At 65.4% G+C, this 16,654-nt stretch carries 15 protein-coding genes; 10 read left to right on the forward strand and 5 right to left on the reverse strand.

Annotated elements, in window-relative coordinates; all coding sequences use genetic code 11:
- The first annotated feature begins 106 nt into the window (after positions 1 to 106).
- The 4 genes from NY023_RS15990 to NY023_RS16005 all read left to right on the forward strand — a co-directional run bounded on the left by NY023_RS15990 (position 107) and on the right by NY023_RS16005 (position 3,843).
- Positions 107 to 970, forward strand: coding sequence for a LysR family transcriptional regulator (locus tag NY023_RS15990; RefSeq protein WP_024087271.1), 864 nt, complete (start codon positions 107 to 109; stop codon positions 968 to 970).
- Between the two features lie 236 nt (positions 971 to 1,206).
- Entirely contained in the window at positions 1,207 to 2,124 is a 918-nt protein-coding gene (locus NY023_RS15995; RefSeq protein WP_013972955.1) for an AEC family transporter, read from the forward strand.
- Positions 2,125 to 2,159: 35 nt separating this feature from the next.
- On the forward strand, positions 2,160 to 2,771 hold the full coding sequence (locus NY023_RS16000) for a cell wall hydrolase (RefSeq protein WP_023663417.1): 612 nt from the start codon (positions 2,160 to 2,162) through the stop codon (positions 2,769 to 2,771).
- 220 nt (positions 2,772 to 2,991) lie between these two features.
- Positions 2,992 to 3,843, forward strand: coding sequence for a CAP domain-containing protein (locus NY023_RS16005; protein WP_024087273.1), 852 nt, complete (start codon positions 2,992 to 2,994; stop codon positions 3,841 to 3,843).
- A gap of 146 nt (positions 3,844 to 3,989) precedes the next feature.
- Here the strand turns inward: NY023_RS16005 and NY023_RS16010 are convergent, their stop codons facing one another.
- A complete protein-coding gene (locus NY023_RS16010; RefSeq protein WP_024087274.1) occupies positions 3,990 to 4,961 on the reverse strand; it encodes a GlxA family transcriptional regulator in 972 nt (323 codons plus the stop codon).
- Between the two features lie 106 nt (positions 4,962 to 5,067).
- On the opposite strand from NY023_RS16010, the gene NY023_RS16015 reads away from it, so the two are divergent.
- Positions 5,068 to 5,679 carry a LysE family translocator gene (locus NY023_RS16015; protein ID WP_013972959.1) on the forward strand — a complete coding sequence of 204 codons (612 nt, stop codon included), beginning with the start codon at positions 5,068 to 5,070 and terminating at the stop codon, positions 5,677 to 5,679.
- A 162-nt stretch (positions 5,680 to 5,841) separates the two neighbouring features.
- Here NY023_RS16015 and NY023_RS16020 read toward each other — a convergent pair whose 3' ends face one another.
- Both NY023_RS16020 and NY023_RS16025 read right to left on the reverse strand, forming a co-directional pair.
- Complete coding sequence (locus tag NY023_RS16020) at positions 5,842 to 7,041, reverse strand: MFS transporter (RefSeq protein ID WP_013972960.1); 1,200 nt, start codon at positions 7,039 to 7,041, stop codon at positions 5,842 to 5,844.
- A gap of 105 nt (positions 7,042 to 7,146) precedes the next feature.
- A complete protein-coding gene (locus tag NY023_RS16025; protein ID WP_013972961.1) occupies positions 7,147 to 8,052 on the reverse strand; it encodes a LysR family transcriptional regulator in 906 nt (301 codons plus the stop codon).
- A gap of 117 nt (positions 8,053 to 8,169) precedes the next feature.
- Between NY023_RS16025 and NY023_RS16030 the strand changes: the two genes are divergently transcribed.
- The 3 genes from NY023_RS16030 (at position 8,170) to NY023_RS16040 (ending at position 12,541) form a co-directional block, all read left to right on the forward strand.
- Complete coding sequence (locus tag NY023_RS16030; RefSeq protein ID WP_013972962.1) at positions 8,170 to 8,520, forward strand: cupin; 351 nt, start codon at positions 8,170 to 8,172, stop codon at positions 8,518 to 8,520.
- A 206-nt stretch (positions 8,521 to 8,726) separates the two neighbouring features.
- Positions 8,727 to 11,144 (forward strand): glucose/quinate/shikimate family membrane-bound PQQ-dependent dehydrogenase, encoded by a 2,418-nt coding sequence (locus tag NY023_RS16035; protein ID WP_013972963.1) that lies wholly within the window; start codon positions 8,727 to 8,729, stop codon positions 11,142 to 11,144.
- 128 nt (positions 11,145 to 11,272) lie between these two features.
- Positions 11,273 to 12,541 carry a carbohydrate porin gene (locus NY023_RS16040; protein WP_013972964.1) on the forward strand — a complete coding sequence of 423 codons (1,269 nt, stop codon included), beginning with the start codon at positions 11,273 to 11,275 and terminating at the stop codon, positions 12,539 to 12,541.
- A gap of 123 nt (positions 12,542 to 12,664) precedes the next feature.
- On the opposite strand, the gene argE is transcribed toward NY023_RS16040, so the two are convergent.
- On the reverse strand, positions 12,665 to 13,825 hold the full coding sequence (gene argE, locus NY023_RS16045; RefSeq protein WP_013972965.1) for an acetylornithine deacetylase: 1,161 nt from the start codon (positions 13,823 to 13,825) through the stop codon (positions 12,665 to 12,667).
- Complete coding sequence (locus NY023_RS16050) at positions 13,818 to 14,495, reverse strand: DUF1028 domain-containing protein (RefSeq protein ID WP_013972966.1); 678 nt, start codon at positions 14,493 to 14,495, stop codon at positions 13,818 to 13,820. The genes argE and NY023_RS16050 overlap by 8 nt, the downstream gene beginning before the upstream one ends.
- 304 nt (positions 14,496 to 14,799) lie before the next feature.
- Here NY023_RS16050 and NY023_RS16055 point away from each other — a divergent pair, with 304 nt between their 5' ends.
- On the forward strand, positions 14,800 to 16,119 hold the full coding sequence (locus NY023_RS16055) for a flavin-containing monooxygenase (protein ID WP_013972967.1): 1,320 nt from the start codon (positions 14,800 to 14,802) through the stop codon (positions 16,117 to 16,119).
- Positions 16,119 to 16,535 carry a RidA family protein gene (locus NY023_RS16060; RefSeq protein WP_015270679.1) on the forward strand — a complete coding sequence of 139 codons (417 nt, stop codon included), beginning with the start codon at positions 16,119 to 16,121 and terminating at the stop codon, positions 16,533 to 16,535. Before NY023_RS16055 ends, NY023_RS16060 begins: the two co-directional genes overlap by 1 nt.
- The last annotated feature ends 119 nt before the right edge of the window (positions 16,536 to 16,654 follow it).

The following is a 16,654-nucleotide window of genomic DNA, read 5'->3' on the forward strand; positions in this document are numbered from 1 at the left end:
AATACTGCCTCTACCAGCCTCGACTCGCTGTAGGAGCAGCCTTGTGCTGCGAAAGGGCCGGGCCTGACAATGCATCTCTGTCAGCTTGAAACCGGACCTCACCCGCATGTCCCTCAAAGCCTTGCGCACCCTGGTGACCATCGCCCGCCACGGCACCTTCGCCCGTGCCGCCGACCTGCTCAGCCTCACCCCTTCGGCGGTAAGCCTGCACATCAAGACCCTCGAAGACGAACTGCAGGTGACCTTGTTCGACCGCAGCCGCCGGCAGGTGTCGCTGACCGAAGCCGGCCAGTTGGCGGTCGCCCGCGCCGAGACCATCCTGGCTAGTTATGACGAACTGGCCGACGCCCTGGCCAGCGGCCCGAGCCTGCGCGGCCGCCTGCGCCTGGGGGCGATCCACACCGTGCTGGCGCGGCGCCTGCCCAAGGCGCTGGTGTGGATCAAGGCGCACCATCCGCAGCTGCATGTCAGCGTGGCCTCCGGCATGTCGGCGGAACTGGCGCGACGGGTGGAAGACGGCGAGCTCGATGCGGCAATCACCACCGAGCCGGTCAGCCCCTACCCGCAAAGCCTGGACTTCACGCCGTTGTTCGAAGACCGCTTCTGGACCATTGCCAGTCCCGACCTGGCCGGGCTAAGCGTGCCGCAGTTGCTGGCCAGCCAGCCGTTCCTGCGCTTCGACAAGCGTGCCTGGGCCGGGCGGCAGATCGAGCAGGAGCTGCGCCGCCAGCATCTGCAGGTGAGCGAGCAGATGGAACTGGACAGCCAGGAAGCGCTGGCGCGCATGGCGGTGATGGGCCTGGGCGTGGCAATCATCCCCATGGCCGATGACGACCTGCAACGCTTGCCACCGGCTACCTGCCTGCCATTTGGCGAACCGCAGCTGACCCGGCGCGTGGTGTTGCTGGAGCATGAGAAGAGCCAGCGGCGGCATTTGAGCGCGGTGCTGAAGACTGCGCTGGAGGCTTGAGATTGCCGGGGCCGCTGCGCGGCCCTTTCGCGACACAAGGCCGCTCCCACAGCGAACGCGTTGCATTTGAAGGCAGTGGCAAACCTGTGGGAGCGGCCTTGCGTCGCGAAAGGGGCGCACAGCGCCCCCAGAGCAACCATGCATTTTTCCTCAATGGTCAGTGCAGAAAACAACGTTTTTACAGATCGATCCGCACCAGTAGTCTGTGCCCCGTACCCGACCACGGAACGTCGATCATGCTCCACCTGCTGCTGACTACCCTGCTGCCGATCATCCTGCTGATTGCCCTGGGCACTTTCCTGCGCCTGCGCGGCTTTCTCGCCGATAACTTCTGGCCCGGCGCCGAGCGCCTGAGCTATTACGTACTGCTGCCGTCGCTGTTCCTCCATGGCCTGGCCACCGCCAACCTCGATGGCGTACCGGTGCTGGGCATGGTTGGCGTGCTGATGCTCTCGACCCTGGCCGGGGCCGTGCTGCTGGTGCTGTACCAGGGCGCCATGAACCACGACGGTGCCGACTTCACCTCGGTGTTCCAGGGCGGCATCCGCTTCAACAACTACATCGGCGCCACCCTTGCAGCGGGTATCTACGGCAGCGCCGGCATTGCCCTGGCAGCGGTGGCCAACGCCGCCATCGTGCCACTGGTCAACCTGCTTTGCGTGTTGGTGTTCGCCCGCTTCAGCGCCCGCCATAGCTCACCGGCCACGGTGTTGCGGGCCATCTTCGCCAACCCCTTGATCGTCGGTTGCGCCGGCGGGTTGCTGCTGCGCGCCAGCGGGCTGGGCTTGCCAGCGGGTATCGAACCCACGGTCAAGGCCCTGGGCCAGGCCGCCCTGCCGCTGGGCCTGCTGTGCGTCGGCGCAGCCCTGGGTGGTGCCCGCCTGGGCCAGCAGGTGCGCCCGCTGATGGCGGCGTCGGCATTCAAGTTCCTGGTCATGCCGCTGACTACCTGGGGCTTGTGCCGCCTGCTTGGCCTGGGTGGCCAGGCAGCGGTTGTCGCGGTGCTGTTCCAGGCACTGCCGACCGCATCATCTTCCTATGTAATGGCCCGGCAAATGGGCGGTAACGCACCGCTGATGGCCACCATCATCGCCCTGCAGACTGTGTTGGCCGCCGCCACCCTGCCTTTGGTGCTGATGCTTGCGCTTGGCTAGACTGTGAACCAGCCCACAGTTCGGGAGCTTGCATCATGCGCCTTTCGTGGATGGTGATCGGCCTGGTTTCGGCCCTGCTCGCAGGCCCCTTGCACGCGGCCGACCCGGCCAAGGCTGCCGTTGCCGAGGACAAGGCCGAGGTGCTCGAGGAAAAAGTGGTGAATGACACGCCACCCCCGAAAAAGGCCGAGACCCTCACACCGGGCGAAGCACAGGCAGTGGACCCGGCCGGCCAGGCGCCGCTGGATGACAGCATCACCTGCCTGGCCCGCACCATTTACTGGGAGGCCAAGGGTGCCGACGCCGAAGACATGGCCGCCGTGGCCAACGTCGTGCTCAACCGCCTGGGCCACGATGGCTTCCCGGATACCATCTGCGGCGTGGTCAAGCAGGGGGTGGAAAGCAAGGCCTGCCAGTTCTCCTGGTGGTGTGACGGGCGCCCGGACCAGGTCGAAGAAGCGCAACGCTACGACATTGCCAAGGAGATCGCGCGCAAGGCGCTCAACCAGCAATTGAGAGACCGCACCGGGGGTGCCTTGTACTTCCATGACCGCAATGTGCACCCGGACTGGGCCAAAGCCTACCGCCGGACGGCGCAGACCAGGCATTTTCTGTTCTACAAACCGAACCAGGCGGTGGCGCGCTGATAGACGCCGGGCGCCAGCAAACCGGCAGACAGGCGTGGTTCGATAGGAATGATTACCAACTATTCGCACTTTTCAGATGAACAGTGGTCTACTCCCTCTTTTGCCGCCAGCAACGAATGTTGGCGTTCTCATTGCTTTGCACGAGCCCGGGCCAAAAGCCCCGGGCTTGTGTAGGATGAGCAGCGCGAACCCCGACGCTGCCAGTCATAGGGAGATCCACATGCGCGTCCTGTCATCCGTAGCCGCCTTGTCGCTGGGCCTGGTCGTCTCGGTCGGGGCCATGGCTGCCACCGGCGAAGAAGCGCAACTGATCGATTCGATCAATGTCTACCGCAGCAAGGCCCAGCCCTGCGGTGGCGAAGCGTCGTTGGAACTGCCACCGCTCAACAGCGATACCCGCCTGGCGCTGTCGCCAGAGGGTACCCGCGACCTGCAGCAGGCCATGACCCGCGCCGCCTACCCGATGGTCAACGTGCAGGCCATCAGCCTGTCGGGGCCACGTGATGCGCGCGCTGCCATGCATGCCATCGAAGAGAGCTTCTGCCAGGTGGTGCTGGACCCGCAGTTCGTCGATATCGGCGTCAGCCAGGAAGGCCGCGACTGGCGCATCGTGCTTGCCCGGCCGCTGCTCAGTGGCCGCCTGGGCGACTGGCAGGCCGAGGGGCAGAAGGTGCTGCAGGAGATCAACGCCGCGCGCAAGGTGCCGCGCCAATGCGGTGGCCAGCCCTTCGCCGCCGCCCCCGCACTGAGCTGGAGCACGGTGCTGGCCGGGGTTGCTGCCAGCCACACCCGGGCCATGGCCAACCAGAACTTCTTCGACCACATCGACAAGGATGGCCGCACCCCCGGTGACCGGGCAGAGCTGGCCGGTTACCTGTACCAGCAGATCGGCGAAAACATCGCCGCCGGGCGTGACACCGCGCGCAAGGTGGTCGATGGCTGGCTGGATAGCCCGGGGCATTGCGCGACGCTGATGAACCCGGACTTCCGTGAGCTGGGCGCTGCGTATGCAGTGGACCCGAAGAGTGATGCGGGGATCTACTGGACAGGGTTGTTCGGGACGCCGCAGTAGGCCGGCTCCCACAGGACTCATTCAAATAGCAGGGACCCTGTGGGAGCGGCTTTAGCCGCGAACACCGGCGCAGCCGGTGCCATGCACCGCGGTGGCTTCTTCGCGGGTAAACCCGCTCCCACAGGGTACGTGGACCGCTTGTGAATTCAGTTCTCTACGTGACAGCGCAGCTCAAGGGCCGTGCATCCAAACCGTCGCCGCACGCACTTGCCCAGGTAACTGGCATCGCCCAGGCCCACTTCATCGGCAATCTGCGCCAGGCTGTGGCTGGAATTGAGCAGGCGCCAACGCGCCTGTTGCAGGCGCATCTCCAGCCACCAGGCCTTGGCGCTCATGCCATGGCTGGCGTGAAACTGCCGGTCCAGCTGGCGCCGGCTGATGCCCAGCTCAGCCGCCAGCTGCTCCGCGGTCAACGGCGTACCCAGGTGGTGACGCATCAATGCCTGCGCGCGCTGCACCTGCCGCCCCTGCCCGGCCCCCAGCTCCAACGAGCGCAAGGCATGGCGGCTGTCACGGGTTTCATCCACCAGCATGTCGGCCAGGCCCTTGAGCGCCCTGGCCCTCCCGCAAGCGCGTGACAACAGCGCGACGGCCAGGTCGATGGCCGCGGTGCCGCCGGCGCAGGTGATGCGGCTACCGTCGATGCAATACAGTTGCTCACTCAGTACCTGCAAATGCGGGAAGGCTGCACGGAATTCGGCTTCGTGGCGCCAGTGCACCACTACCTTGTGCCCCTGCAGCAACCCGCAGGCAGCCAACAGGAAAGCACCGTTGTCGACCGCCACCAGCTTGACGCCAGCCTTGCCAGCCTGCCTCAGCAAGGCCCGGTAGCGAGGCGCCAGCGCGGCAGTGGCCAGCGCGTTGCGCCCGCCGAACACCACCAGGTAGTCGAAACTGGCCAGCTCGAGCTGGCCAGCGACGGCCTCGACCTGCACCACCGCGCCACTGCTCGAAGGCACCGGGTCGAGGGTCAGCCCTGCCACGGTCCAGCTGCAGTAGCGCTGCTGGCTGTAGTCCTCGTCGTCGGCGCTGAAACGCAACTTGTCGAGAAAGGCGCCGAACGGCAGCAGGGCAAAATCCGGTAACGGCAAGATCAGCAAGCGGATGTCGGGCAGCATTGGCATCGCGTCCAGAAACGACCATTCAATGTCCGGATCATACCCTTGCCCGACAAGATCGGCGCCATAGACTGGCGCCCTCTCCATCAACAAGGCATTCCCCACCATGGCACTCGACACCTGGCTCATCTACCTGCTGGCGAGCATCGGCCTGTCGCTGACCCCAGGCCCCAACAGCCTGCTGGCCCTGACCCACGGTGCCCTGTATGGCGCACGCCGGACGTTGTTCACCATCATTGGCGGGGTGTTTGGCTTTAGCGCCCTGATTGCCTTGGCCATGTTCGGCCTCAGCGCATTGCTGCAGGCCTCGGCCTCGGTGCTGAGCGTGCTCAAGTGGGTGGGTGGCGCTTATCTGGTCTGGCTGGGTATCCAGCTGTGGCGCAGCCCGGGCCTGCACCTGGAACTGACCGCGCAAAGTGCGCGGCTGGGCAATGCCGGCCTGTTCCGCCAGGGCCTGCTGTCGGCCATGGCCAACCCCAAGGTGCTGCTGTTCTACGGCGCTTTCCTGCCGCAGTTCATCGACCCGCAGCGTGGGTTGCTGCTGCAGTTCGTGGTGATGGCGGCGACCTTTGCCAGTGTCGAGTTCCTGGTCGAACACCTGTTGGCACGCCTGGCGTTTCGCATCCGGCCATGGCTGGCCAAGGGCGGCAAGGGCTTCAACCGCTGCTGCGGCAGCCTGTTTGCCTTGATTGGTGTGGCGTTGCCGCTTGGGCGGTAGCGTCTGATACAGGCGTGTGCCGTTTTTTTTGTGGGAGCGGCCTTGCGTCGCGAAAGGGGTGCGAAGCGCCCCCACGATCTACGCATCACTTCAGAATTGCCGGGGCCGCTTTGCGGCCCTTTCGCGACACAAGGCCGCTCCCACAGGTGACCGCGCTACCATTCAACCCCGGCGCGCTTTGGTCAGGAAGATGATCAAGGCCACGCCCGGCAACCCCGCCCCCACCAGCGCCACACCCTGCCAGCCGAACTGGCTGAACACCGCACTGGCCACCGCCGAACCCAGCGCCCCACCCAGGAAGATGCTGGTCATGTACACCGCGTTCAGCCGCCCGCGGCTGGCCGGGTCCAGCGCGTACACTTCACGCTGGCCGATGACCATGTTCATCTGCACCGCAAAATCCAGCAGCACGCCAGTCAGGCCCAGGCCGATCACGCTGTAGCCCGGCACGGTCAGCCCCAGCAACAGTGCCGCCGGTGCCAGTAACAACGCCAACAGCGAACCGGCCCGGGCATGCCCGGCATCGGCCAGGCGGCCGGCCATGGGTGCGGCGACGGCGCCTACCGCGCCCACCAGGGCGAATACTGCGATCTGGCTCTGCGACAGGCCATGCTCGGTTGCCAGGGCCATCGGCACCGCCGTCCAGTACAGGCTGAACGCCGCGAACATCAACGCCTGGTACAGCGAGCGCTGGCGCAGCAAGGGATAACGGCGCAGCAGCGTGAGCAGCGACAGCATCAGCCCGGCATAGCTGGCCTTGTGCTCGGGCACCCGCCGCGGCAAGGTCAGGGCCAGCAGCAGGATGATCGCCAGCATCACCGCGGCAGCGCCAATGAACACCGCCCGCCAGCCGAAGTAGTCGGCCACCAGGCTGGACAACGGCCGCGCCAGCAGGATACCCAGCAGCAGGCCGCCCATGATGTTGCCGACCACCCGCCCACGCTGCTGCTCCGGCGCCAGGTGCGCCGCCAGCGGGATGAGCATCTGCACCGCCACGGAACTGAAACCGATCAGCAGTGCATAGCCGAGGAACAGCTGGCCCTGGCCGCTGCTGCTGGTGCCCGCCAGCAGCAGGCTGACGCAGGCCAGCACGGCGGTAGCCACCATCAAGCGGCGGTTTTCCAACAGGTCGGCTAGCGGTACCAGCAACAGCAGGCCCAAGGCATAGCCAAGCTGCGTGAGCGAAACGATGAGGCTGGCATGCTCGGTGGACAGCCCCAGGTCCGGGGCGATCAGGCCGACGATGGGCTGGGCATAGTAGATATTGGCGACGATCGCGCCGCAGCAGAACGCCAGCAGGGCGACCAGGGCCCGGCTGAGGCCGGTGGCGGCAGGCTGCGCGGCGGCAAGGGAGGGATTCATGCGAGTGTCCTCGGCGATGGCTGGAATATGCCGGCTACCTTACCCAGACGCACTCCTGGCGAGAATCCAGCGCTGGCGCAACAGGGCTTTGCGCACTGCGCAACACTAGGTGCTGCGCTGCAACAGGTTTTCGCAAAAGTCGATAAAGGCATTCACCCGCCGTGAACCACGATGATTGGGCAGATACAAGGCGTTGATGCTGTCATTGGCAGCGCCGGGGCTGGCCTGCCAATCGGGGAACAGCCGCTGCAGGCGCCCGGCCGCCACATCCTCACGCACCAGCCAGTCGGCCAGCAGCGCGATGCCGCTGCCCGCCAGTGCGGTTTCGCGCAGCATGTCGGCATTGGCACTGCGCAACGGCCCGCTCACGTCCAGTTCCAGACTGTCCTGCCCACGGGCCAGGCGCCAGGGGCGGCTTTTCTGCCCGTAGCGAAAGCGCAGGCAGGCGTGCTCGAGCAGCTGCCGCGGATGCTCCAGCGCGTCACGCCCGGCCAGGTAGCCCGGGCTGGCCACCAGCCAGCGCTGGAAGCGACCCAGCTGGCGGCATACCAGCTCGTCATTGGGCGAGGGGTCGCCCAGGCGGATCGACAGGTCATAGCGCCCGTCAAGCAGGTCATCCAGGCGGTCGCTGAGGTCGATGTCCAGCTCCAGAGCCGGATGTTGCGCCAGGAACGGCCCCAGGTGCGGGGCGATGACCCGCCTGCCGAACTCCACCGGCAAGCACAGGCGCAACACGCCAACCGGTTCTTCACCCCGGTCGGCGACACTGGCATCGGCCTCGTCCAGGGCCTCGAAAATACCCCGCGCGCGCTCGTAATAACGGGCGCCGGCCTCGGTCAGGCTGACCTGGCGCGTGGAGCGGTTGAGCAAGGTGGCGCCCAACGCCGCTTCCAGGGCATCGACCAGGCGCGTCACCGACGATGTCGCCAGCCCAAGCTGGCGTGCGGCGGCAGAAAAGCCCTGGGCATCGACGGTGGCTACGAACATCTTCATCGCCAGGAGTTTGTCCATTTGTTGCCCGTCTTCCAAATCCCGGAAAGTTCTTACAAACAGCCGGGCCGGTCAAGAAGCGCGGCGCACGGCAATTGCGTCCATAGTGGAACTACCCCCTTTCAAGCGAGGTTTTCCATGATCCCGACCAACCTGCTGACTGCCCTGCCCCCTTGCGACCCCACCAGCTCCGAACGGGTCGACCAACTGCTCAGCCGCCCGGGTGTGCGCGTTGAGCGTATCGTTTCCAGCGGCCAGGCCAGCCCGCCCGGTTTCTGGTACGACCAGGCCGAAGGCGAATGGATCGTGCTGCTCAGTGGCGCCGCCGGCCTGCGCTTCGAGCACGAGAGCCACACCCGCCTGCTGGCGCCGGGCGATTGCCTGGACATCCCGCCGCATTACCGCCACCGCGTGGAATGGACCGCCCCCGGCACCGCCACCATCTGGCTCGCGGTGTTCTACAGCAGCGGCACTCCGTGGCCGGCGTGAATCCGGTAATCGAAAATCGAACGCGGGTTAACCAGCCGACATGAACACCCTGTTTACTGCAATTTTAAGCGCATGATCTAGACTTTTAGCCACACCTTGCAGAGTTCAACCCTGCGACAATCCGCCCCACAAAATTATGTACCAACTTGTTAATTAGCAAGCTAAGAGATTACACTGCGCGCATTCCACCTGCTGAGATCCCTGGCATGAAAGAAACATCGCGCGCCTCTGGCGCCACAAACATCATCCTGGTCGGCCTGGGCGTGATCATCGCCCTGCTCGGCCTCCTCCTGGCTGCGGGCGGCGTCAAACTGGCCGGCCTGGGAGGTTCCTGGTACTTCCTGATCGGCGGCCTGGCCATGGCCATCGCCGGCGTTCTCATCGCTCGCCGCAAGCCGGCTGGCGCCTGGCTGTACGCGGCGTTCCTGGTCGGCACTGCCATCTGGGCGCTGATCGACGCTGGCCTGGTGTTCTGGCCGCTGTTCTCGCGCCTGTTCATGTTCGGCGCAATCGGCATGGTGGTGGCACTGGTCTACCCGCTGCTGGCCCGTGCCAATGGCACCAGCGCCGGCCGCGGTGCCTATGGCGTTGCCGGGGTTATGGCCGTGCTGCTGGTGATCGCCGCCGGCAACATGTTCGTCGCCCACCCAAGCGTCGCCCCCACCGGCAAAGGCCCGGGCATGACCCCGGTCGAGGCCGGCAAGGCGCAGAAGGACTGGGCTCACTACGGCAACACCGAAGGTGGCAGCCGCTTCGCCGCGCTGGACCAGATCAACCGCGACAACGTCAACAAGCTGAAAGTGGCCTGGACCTACCGCACCGGTGACGTGGCGCTCAGCGACGGCAACGGCGCCGAAGACCAGCTGACCCCGCTGCAGGTCGGCAACAAGGTGTTCATCTGCACCCCGCACAACAACCTGATCGCCCTTGATGCCGACACCGGCAAAGAGCTGTGGAAGAACGCGATCAACGCCCAGTCCAAGGTCTGGCAGCGTTGCCGTGGCATGGCCTACTTCGACGCCACTGCCGCCATCGCCCAGCCGACCCAGCCGAACAGCTCGCCAATCACCGCGGCCAGCGTACCGGCCGGTGCCAACTGCCAGCGTCGCCTGCTGACCAACACCATCGATGGCCGCCTGATTGCCGTCGACGCCGACACCGGCGAGTTCTGCCAGGGCTTCGGCAACAACGGCCAGGTCGACCTCAAGGCCGGCCTGGGCGATGTGCCGGACTCCTACTACCAGCTGTCCTCGGCCCCACTGATGGCCGGTACCACCGTGGTGGTCGGCGGCCGCGTCGCCGACAACGTCCAGACCGACATGCCAGGCGGCGTGATCCGTGGTTTCGACGTGATCACGGGTGAAATGCGCTGGGCCTTCGACCCCGGCAACCCGGAAGATCGCCAGGCGCCGCAGGGCGACAGCACCTATGTGCGCAGCACCCCCAACAGCTGGGCCCCGATGTCCTACGACCCGGCGATGAATACCGTGTTCCTGCCGATGGGCTCGTCGTCCACCGACATCTACGGTGTCGAACGCAGCAAGCTGGACCACACCTATGGCGCTTCGGTACTGGCGCTGGACGCCACCACCGGCAACCAGAAGTGGGTGTTCCAGACCGTGCACAACGACCTGTGGGACTTCGACCTGCCGATGCAGCCGAGCCTGATCGATTTCACCAAGGACGACGGCCAGTCGGTACCTGCAGTGGTAATCGGCACCAAGGCCGGGCAGATCTACGTGCTCGACCGCGCCACCGGCAAGCCGCTGACCCAGGTCGACGAAGTACCGGTCAAGCCAAGCAACATCCCCAACGAGCCGTACTCGCCAACCCAGCCGAAGTCGGTGGGCATGCCGCAGATCGGCGCGCAGACCCTGACCGAATCGGACATGTGGGGCGCAACCCCGTACGACCAGCTGCTGTGCCGCATCGACTTCAAGAAAATGCGCTACGACGGCCTGTACACCGCGCCGGGCACCGACCTGTCGTTGAGCTTCCCGGGTTCGCTGGGCGGCATGAACTGGGGCAGCATTTCCACCGACCCGGTACATGGTTTCATCTTCGTCAACGACATGCGCCTGGGCCTGTGGATCCAGATGATCCCGTCGCAGAACAAGGGCGGTGCCGCTTCCGGTGGCGAAGCGCTGAATACCGGCATGGGTGCAGTACCGCTCAAGGGCACCCCGTATGCGGTGAACAAGAACCGCTTCCTGTCGGTGGCCGGCATTCCGTGCCAGGCGCCGCCATTCGGCACCCTGACCGCCATCGACATGAAGACCCGCCAGGTGGCGTGGCAGGTACCTGTGGGTACCGTCGAGGACACCGGCCCGCTCGGCATCCGCATGCACTTGCCGATCAAGATCGGCCTGCCGACCCTCGGCGGCACCCTGTCCACCCAGGGCGGCCTGGTGTTCATCGCCGGCACCCAGGACTTCTACCTGCGCGCCTACGACAGCAGCAACGGCAACGAAATCTGGAAGGCTCGCCTGCCAGTGGGCAGCCAGGGCGGCCCGATGACCTACGTTTCGCCGAAAACCGGCAAGCAGTACGTGGTGGTCACGGCTGGCGGCGCGCGCCAGTCGACTGACCGTGGCGATTACGTGATTTCTTACGCTCTGCCGTAAGACCGCGTCGCCTTCTTCGCGGGCACGCCCGCTCCCACAGGGACTGCACCGTCCGCTTGGGCAGTGATCATCCTGTGGGAGCGGGCTTGCCCGCGAACAGGCCCCAGAAAAGAATACGAGATTCAGCAATGCCATCCGCAATTCGCATCACCCCCACCCTGTTGCTGGCCCTCGCCAGCAGCACCGCCCTGGCCGACGGCGACCTGATGACCCGCAGCACCCTGACCGGTGACTGGGGCGGCCTGCGTCACCAGCTGGAAGAAGACGGCGTCAGGTTCACCGGCGACTACAGCGGCGAAACCGCCTACAACGCCCACGGTGGCCTGCACCGCTCGGCGCGCTACTCGCAAAACCTGAAACTGGGCGTGCAGTTCGACCTGTCGAAACTGTATGGCCTGGACAACGGCGGCAAGGTCCAGCTGACCATCAACGACCGCCGCGGCAACAGCGCCTCGGAAGACCTGGTGGGCAACCGCCTGCCGATCCAGGAAAACTTCGGTGGTCTGTACACCCGCCTGACCGAGCTGAGCTACGAGCGTACCCTGTTCACCCCGGCGCTCAACGTCAAGCTCGGCTACATGGCCATGGGCAACGACCTCGGCGGCCTGGACAGTGGCATCCTGTGCAACTTCATGAACGCCGGCTTCTGCGGCCACCCGCTGAACATGTCTGGCGGCAGTGGCTGGACCAATTACCCCAATGCCCACCTAGGCGTACGGGTGAAGTACGACCTGTCGCCATCCTGGCAACTGCGTGTGGCGGCGTTCAACGTCGACCCGGAAAGCAATGGCAACTCCAGCCGCGCCTGGCACCTGGGCCCCAAGCACACCACTGGCACCGTGGTACCGGTAGAGCTGGTCTACAAGCTGCAGGGCGAGCTGCCTGGCGAGTACAAACTGGGCTACTACTACGACAGCTCCGACGTGAAGCGCATCGGCAGCGACGAGGAAGTGTCCGGCCGTGGCGGCCACTACTTGCTGGTCGACCAGGCGGTGTGGAACGACCAGGGCTTGCCGGGCCGCAGCCTGCATGCCTTCGGCCAGTACTCGGCGTCGAGCAAGGCCGCATCGCCATTCACCAAGTGGTATGGCGCCGGCGTGGTGCTGTACAAGCCGTTCGCAGGCCGCCCGAAGGATACTGTGGCCCTGGGCTATGGCCGTGCCGTACCCAACCCGCGTAGCCGCGACGTGCTGGAAGATGCCGCGTTCGATGCCGGGCAGCAGTTCCCCGATATCGACAGCGGCGAGCAGCTGGTCGAGCTGAGCTATGGCTACCAGGCCACACCGTGGCTGAACCTGCGCCCGGATGTGCAGTACATCATCGAGCCGGGCGCGTTCTCCGGGAAGGACATCGACAACGCGCTGGTGGTTGGCCTGCAGGTCAAGGCTACCTTCTGAAACCTTGATTGGGGCTGCTCTGCAGCCCTTCGCGGGCACGCCCGCTCCCACAGGTGTATCACCGGCTGTCCTGGCGGTGCTGTACCTGTGGGAGCGGGCGTGCCCGCGAAGAGGCCAGCGCAATCAACCCTGCCTGAGGTAATCCACCAACCTCAGCAACATGGCATCACACCCCCGCAACTGCTCGACGCTGACGAACTCATCCGGCTTGTGCCCCTGGTCCATGCTCCCGGGCCCACACACCACAGTCGGGATGCCCACCTGGTCGAACAGTCCACCTTCGGTACCAAACGCCACCGTACCGAACTCATCCGAACTACTGAGCAACGCCACCAGGCCAGCCGCCTCGCTATCCGCTGGCGTGGCCAGCCCCGGATACGCACTCAACGGCTGCAGGCGAATGGCGCTGGCGGCATTGACCTTGCGCATGCGCGGCAGCAGTTCGGCCTCGGCATAGGTTTGCAGCTGGTCGGCCACTGCCTGCGCCTCGAACCCCGGCAAAGCCCGTACTTCGAAATCGAATTCGCATTCCGCCGGCACGATGTTCAGCGCCCTGCCCCCTTTGATCACACCGGTCTGCACCGTGGAGAACGGTGGGTCGAAGCGCTCGTCGTGATGCTCCGGCAACGCCAGGGCATCACCAATATCACCCAGCTTGCCGATCAGCTTCGCCGCATACTCGATGGCATTCACCCCATACGGCGCGTACGCCGAGTGGCAGGCCGCACCATGCACCTGGCAACGCATCGCCAGCTTGCCCTTGTGCCCCAGCACCGGCTTGAGTTCGGTGGGTTCGCCAATCAGGCACAGCCGTGGCTTGTGCGGGCGCTGCTCCAGCGCGGCCAACATCGAGCGCACCCCCAGGCAGCCGACTTCCTCGTCGTAGGAGAACGCCAGGTGCACCGGCATGCGCAACGGCTGTGTGAGAAACGCCGGTACAGCCGCCAGTACCGAAGCGATGAAGCCCTTCATGTCGGCCGTGCCGCGGCCATACAGGCGCCCGTCGCGCTCACTCAGGGCAAACGGCTCGACTGTCCAGGCCTGGCCGTCCACCGGCACCACATCGGTATGCCCGGACAGCACCACGCCGCCAACGTCCCGGGGGCCGATGGTGGCGAACAGGTTGGCCTTGGTGCCTTCCGGGTTATGGAACAGTTCGCTTTCCACCCCCAGCTCGGCCAGGTAGTCGCGGATGAAGCTGATCAGTTCGAGGTTGGAATCCCGGCTGACCGTGGCAAAGCCGATCAGCCTGGCCAGCAGCGCGCGACTGGCAAATTCACTCATCGCCCGGCACCCCGTAGCTTGGCGCGGCAGTCGGGTTGAGGGCGCGGGTGACGTAGTCCTGCATCTGCGGCCGATATGCCTGCCACAGGCCATCGAGCACACCGATCGGGTCGGCTTCGGCCCAGTCCACACGCAGGTCCACCAGTGGCCAGGTCAGTTCGCCGGCAATCTTCAACGCCGCCGAGTGCACAGGCCCCGCCTCGCCACCTGCGGCCATCGCCGCGTGCATGGCCGCCAGCAGGCGGTCGGCCAGATGCCCGCCGGCTTGTTCAAAGGCCTGCACCATCGCCTCGATCACCTGGGTCGAGGCCAACAGGTTGCCTGCCGCCGCACATTGCTCACCGGCCACGGCGTGGTGGGTGCCCAGGGCTTCCTTGCCAGTGAACAGCGCGACCTGGCCATGGCTGTCGATCACCGTGAGCTGGCGATACTCGCTCCAGCCGTTGGCGCTCAGCACCCGGTCCAGCGCAGCGGCAGGCGGCAACTGGCCCTGTTCCAGGGCATCGAGAATCTGCGGGCCCAGCGCCGGCAAGGTGATGTTCTGGGTGGCGACCGCACCCACACCGGCACGCACCCACGGGCAGCGGGCGCCCACGGCGATGCTCGAAGAGCTGATGGCGATACCGACCTGGCCGGTTTCCTGGCAACGACCGATGATGGAAAAAGTCATGTCATGGTTCCTGTTGTGCTGTGCGATATACGGCATTCTGGGTTGAGCCTTTCGGCCGGCGAAACGACCTTTTTCCGAGGGTTTGCAGAGGAAAAAACTATGACCACGAAACGTTCGGACAAAACCCTGGCACAGCTGCTGCTGGAACCGCTGCAGGCGGCAGGAATCAAAGCCTTCGCCGTTTTATCGGCAAGCCCCAGCTAAATACTATTTTCGCCATTTCCACGGCATCCCTAGTCTGGCCCCAGGCAACGGCGGTCCTCCAAACCGACCTGACAAAAACCGCCTGAACAAGGGCTCGGACATGACACTGAACAACCTCGAAATCGACACCCTCGTCGTCGGCGCCGGCCAGGCCGGCGTGGCCATGAGCGAACACCTGAGCAAGCTTGGCGTGCCGCACCTGGTGCTGGAGCGCAAGCGTATCGCCGAGGCCTGGCGCACCGGCCGCTGGGACTCGCTGGTGGCCAACGGCCCGGTCTGGCACGACCGCTTCCCGGGGCTGGAATTCAACCTCGACGCCGACGCCTTCGCCGGCAAGGACCAGGTGGCCGACTACTTCGAGCAGTACGTACGCAAGTACAACCTGCCCGTACGCACCGGCATCGAAGTGAAGAAAGTGCTGCGCAACAGCGACCGCCCCGGTTTTACCATCGAAACCGATGAAGGCGTGATTCGCGCCAACCGCGTGGTCGCCGCCACCGGCCCGTTCCAGAAGCCGGTGATCCCGGCCATCGCGCCGAAAGACAGCAACCTGCACCAGATCCACTCCGCTGCCTATTACAACCCCGAGCAGTTGCCAGAAGGCGCTGTGCTGGTGGTCGGCGCCGGCTCCTCGGGCGTGCAGATCGCCGAAGAACTGATGCGTGCCGGGCGCCATGTGTACCTCTCGGTCGGCGCCCACGATCGCCCGCCACGCGCTTACCGCAACCGCGACTTCTGCTGGTGGCTGGGCGTGCTGGGTGAGTGGGATGCGGAAATCGCCAAGCCTGGCCGCGAGCACGTGACCATTGCCGTCAGTGGCGCCCGTGGCGGCCACACCGTGGACTTCCGCGCCCTCGCCCACCAGGGCATGACCCTGGTCGGCCTGACCCAGTCATTCGAGAACGGCGTAGCGCGCTTCCAGGACAACCTGGTCGAGAACATCAACCGCGGCGACGAAAACTACCTGGCCCTGCTCGATGCCGCCGATGCCTACATCGAACGCAACGGCCTGGACCTGCCGGAAGAGCCCGAAGCCCGCAAACGCCTGGCCGACCCGGAGTGCATGCGCAACCCGCTGCAGCAACTGGACCTGGCCAAGGCCGGCGTCACCAGCATCATCTGGGCCACCGGTTACGGTGTCGACTTCAGCTGGCTACAGGTCGACACCTTCGACGCCAACGGCAAGCCCCAGCACCAACGCGGCGTGGCCCGCGAGCCGGGCGTGTACTTCCTTGGCCTGCCGTGGCTGTCGCGTCGTGGCTCGTCGTTCATCTGGGGCGTGTGGCACGACGCCAAGCACGTCGCCGGCCACATCGCCACGCAACGCACCTATGCCGCCTACCGCGACCGCGAGCAACGCGCAGCGGATGAGCAGCAGCAACCCAAGATCAGCAACGTCAGCACCCTCGGAGCCCACTGATGCCTACTCATACCCGCATTCGCATGTTCAACACCAAGGCCACCTACCCCAACCAGACCCTGGACAACGACCTGTGCCAGGCGGTGCGCGCCGGCAACACCATCTACGTGCGCGGCCAGGTCGGCACCGACTTCGAAGGCAACCTGGTGGGCCTGGGTGACCCACGGGCGCAGGCCGAGCAGGCAATGAAGAACGTCAAGCAACTGCTCGAAGAAGCCGGCTCGGACCTGTCGCACATCGTCAAGACCACCACCTACATCACCGACCCGCGCTTCCGCGAGCCGGTGTACAAGGAGGTAGGCAAGTGGCTCAAGGGTGTGTTCCCGATTTCCACCGGGCTGGTGGTGGCCGGGTTGGCCCAGGCCGAGTGGCTGATGGAGATCGATGTGATCGCCGTGGTGCCTGATTCGGTCTGACCGATCGGTTCAACCTGTAGGAGCGGCCTTGTGTCGCGAAAGGGCCGCAACGCGGCCCCAGGATTGATGCGCAACACTTGAAATTGCTGGGGCTGCTTTGCAGCCCTTTCGCGACACAA

The sequence above is a fragment of the Pseudomonas sp. NBB genome (genome assembly GCF_032701105.1).
In the GTDB taxonomy this organism is placed as follows: Bacteria; Pseudomonadota; Gammaproteobacteria; order Pseudomonadales; family Pseudomonadaceae; genus Aquipseudomonas; species Aquipseudomonas asiatica.

Excerpts from the sequence above, each read along its gene's own strand:
- NY023_RS15990 (WP_024087271.1), top strand. The coding sequence starts at position 107 with ATGTCCCTCAAAGCCTTGCGCACCCTGGTGACCATCGCCCGCCACGGC.
- NY023_RS15995 (WP_013972955.1), top strand. The coding sequence starts at position 1,207 with ATGCTCCACCTGCTGCTGACTACCCTGCTGCCGATCATCCTGCTGATT.
- NY023_RS16000 (WP_023663417.1), top strand. The coding sequence starts at position 2,160 with ATGCGCCTTTCGTGGATGGTGATCGGCCTGGTTTCGGCCCTGCTCGCA.
- NY023_RS16005 (WP_024087273.1), top strand. The coding sequence starts at position 2,992 with ATGCGCGTCCTGTCATCCGTAGCCGCCTTGTCGCTGGGCCTGGTCGTC.
- NY023_RS16010 (WP_024087274.1), bottom strand. The coding sequence starts at position 4,961 with ATGCTGCCCGACATCCGCTTGCTGATCTTGCCGTTACCGGATTTTGCC.
- NY023_RS16015 (WP_013972959.1), top strand. The coding sequence starts at position 5,068 with ATGGCACTCGACACCTGGCTCATCTACCTGCTGGCGAGCATCGGCCTG.
- NY023_RS16020 (WP_013972960.1), bottom strand. The coding sequence starts at position 7,041 with ATGAATCCCTCCCTTGCCGCCGCGCAGCCTGCCGCCACCGGCCTCAGC.
- NY023_RS16025 (WP_013972961.1), bottom strand. The coding sequence starts at position 8,052 with ATGGACAAACTCCTGGCGATGAAGATGTTCGTAGCCACCGTCGATGCC.
- NY023_RS16030 (WP_013972962.1), top strand. The coding sequence starts at position 8,170 with ATGATCCCGACCAACCTGCTGACTGCCCTGCCCCCTTGCGACCCCACC.
- NY023_RS16035 (WP_013972963.1), top strand. The coding sequence starts at position 8,727 with ATGAAAGAAACATCGCGCGCCTCTGGCGCCACAAACATCATCCTGGTC.
- NY023_RS16040 (WP_013972964.1), top strand. The coding sequence starts at position 11,273 with ATGCCATCCGCAATTCGCATCACCCCCACCCTGTTGCTGGCCCTCGCC.
- argE (WP_013972965.1), bottom strand. The coding sequence starts at position 13,825 with ATGAGTGAATTTGCCAGTCGCGCGCTGCTGGCCAGGCTGATCGGCTTT.
- NY023_RS16050 (WP_013972966.1), bottom strand. The coding sequence starts at position 14,495 with ATGACTTTTTCCATCATCGGTCGTTGCCAGGAAACCGGCCAGGTCGGT.
- NY023_RS16055 (WP_013972967.1), top strand. The coding sequence starts at position 14,800 with ATGACACTGAACAACCTCGAAATCGACACCCTCGTCGTCGGCGCCGGC.
- NY023_RS16060 (WP_015270679.1), top strand. The coding sequence starts at position 16,119 with ATGCCTACTCATACCCGCATTCGCATGTTCAACACCAAGGCCACCTAC.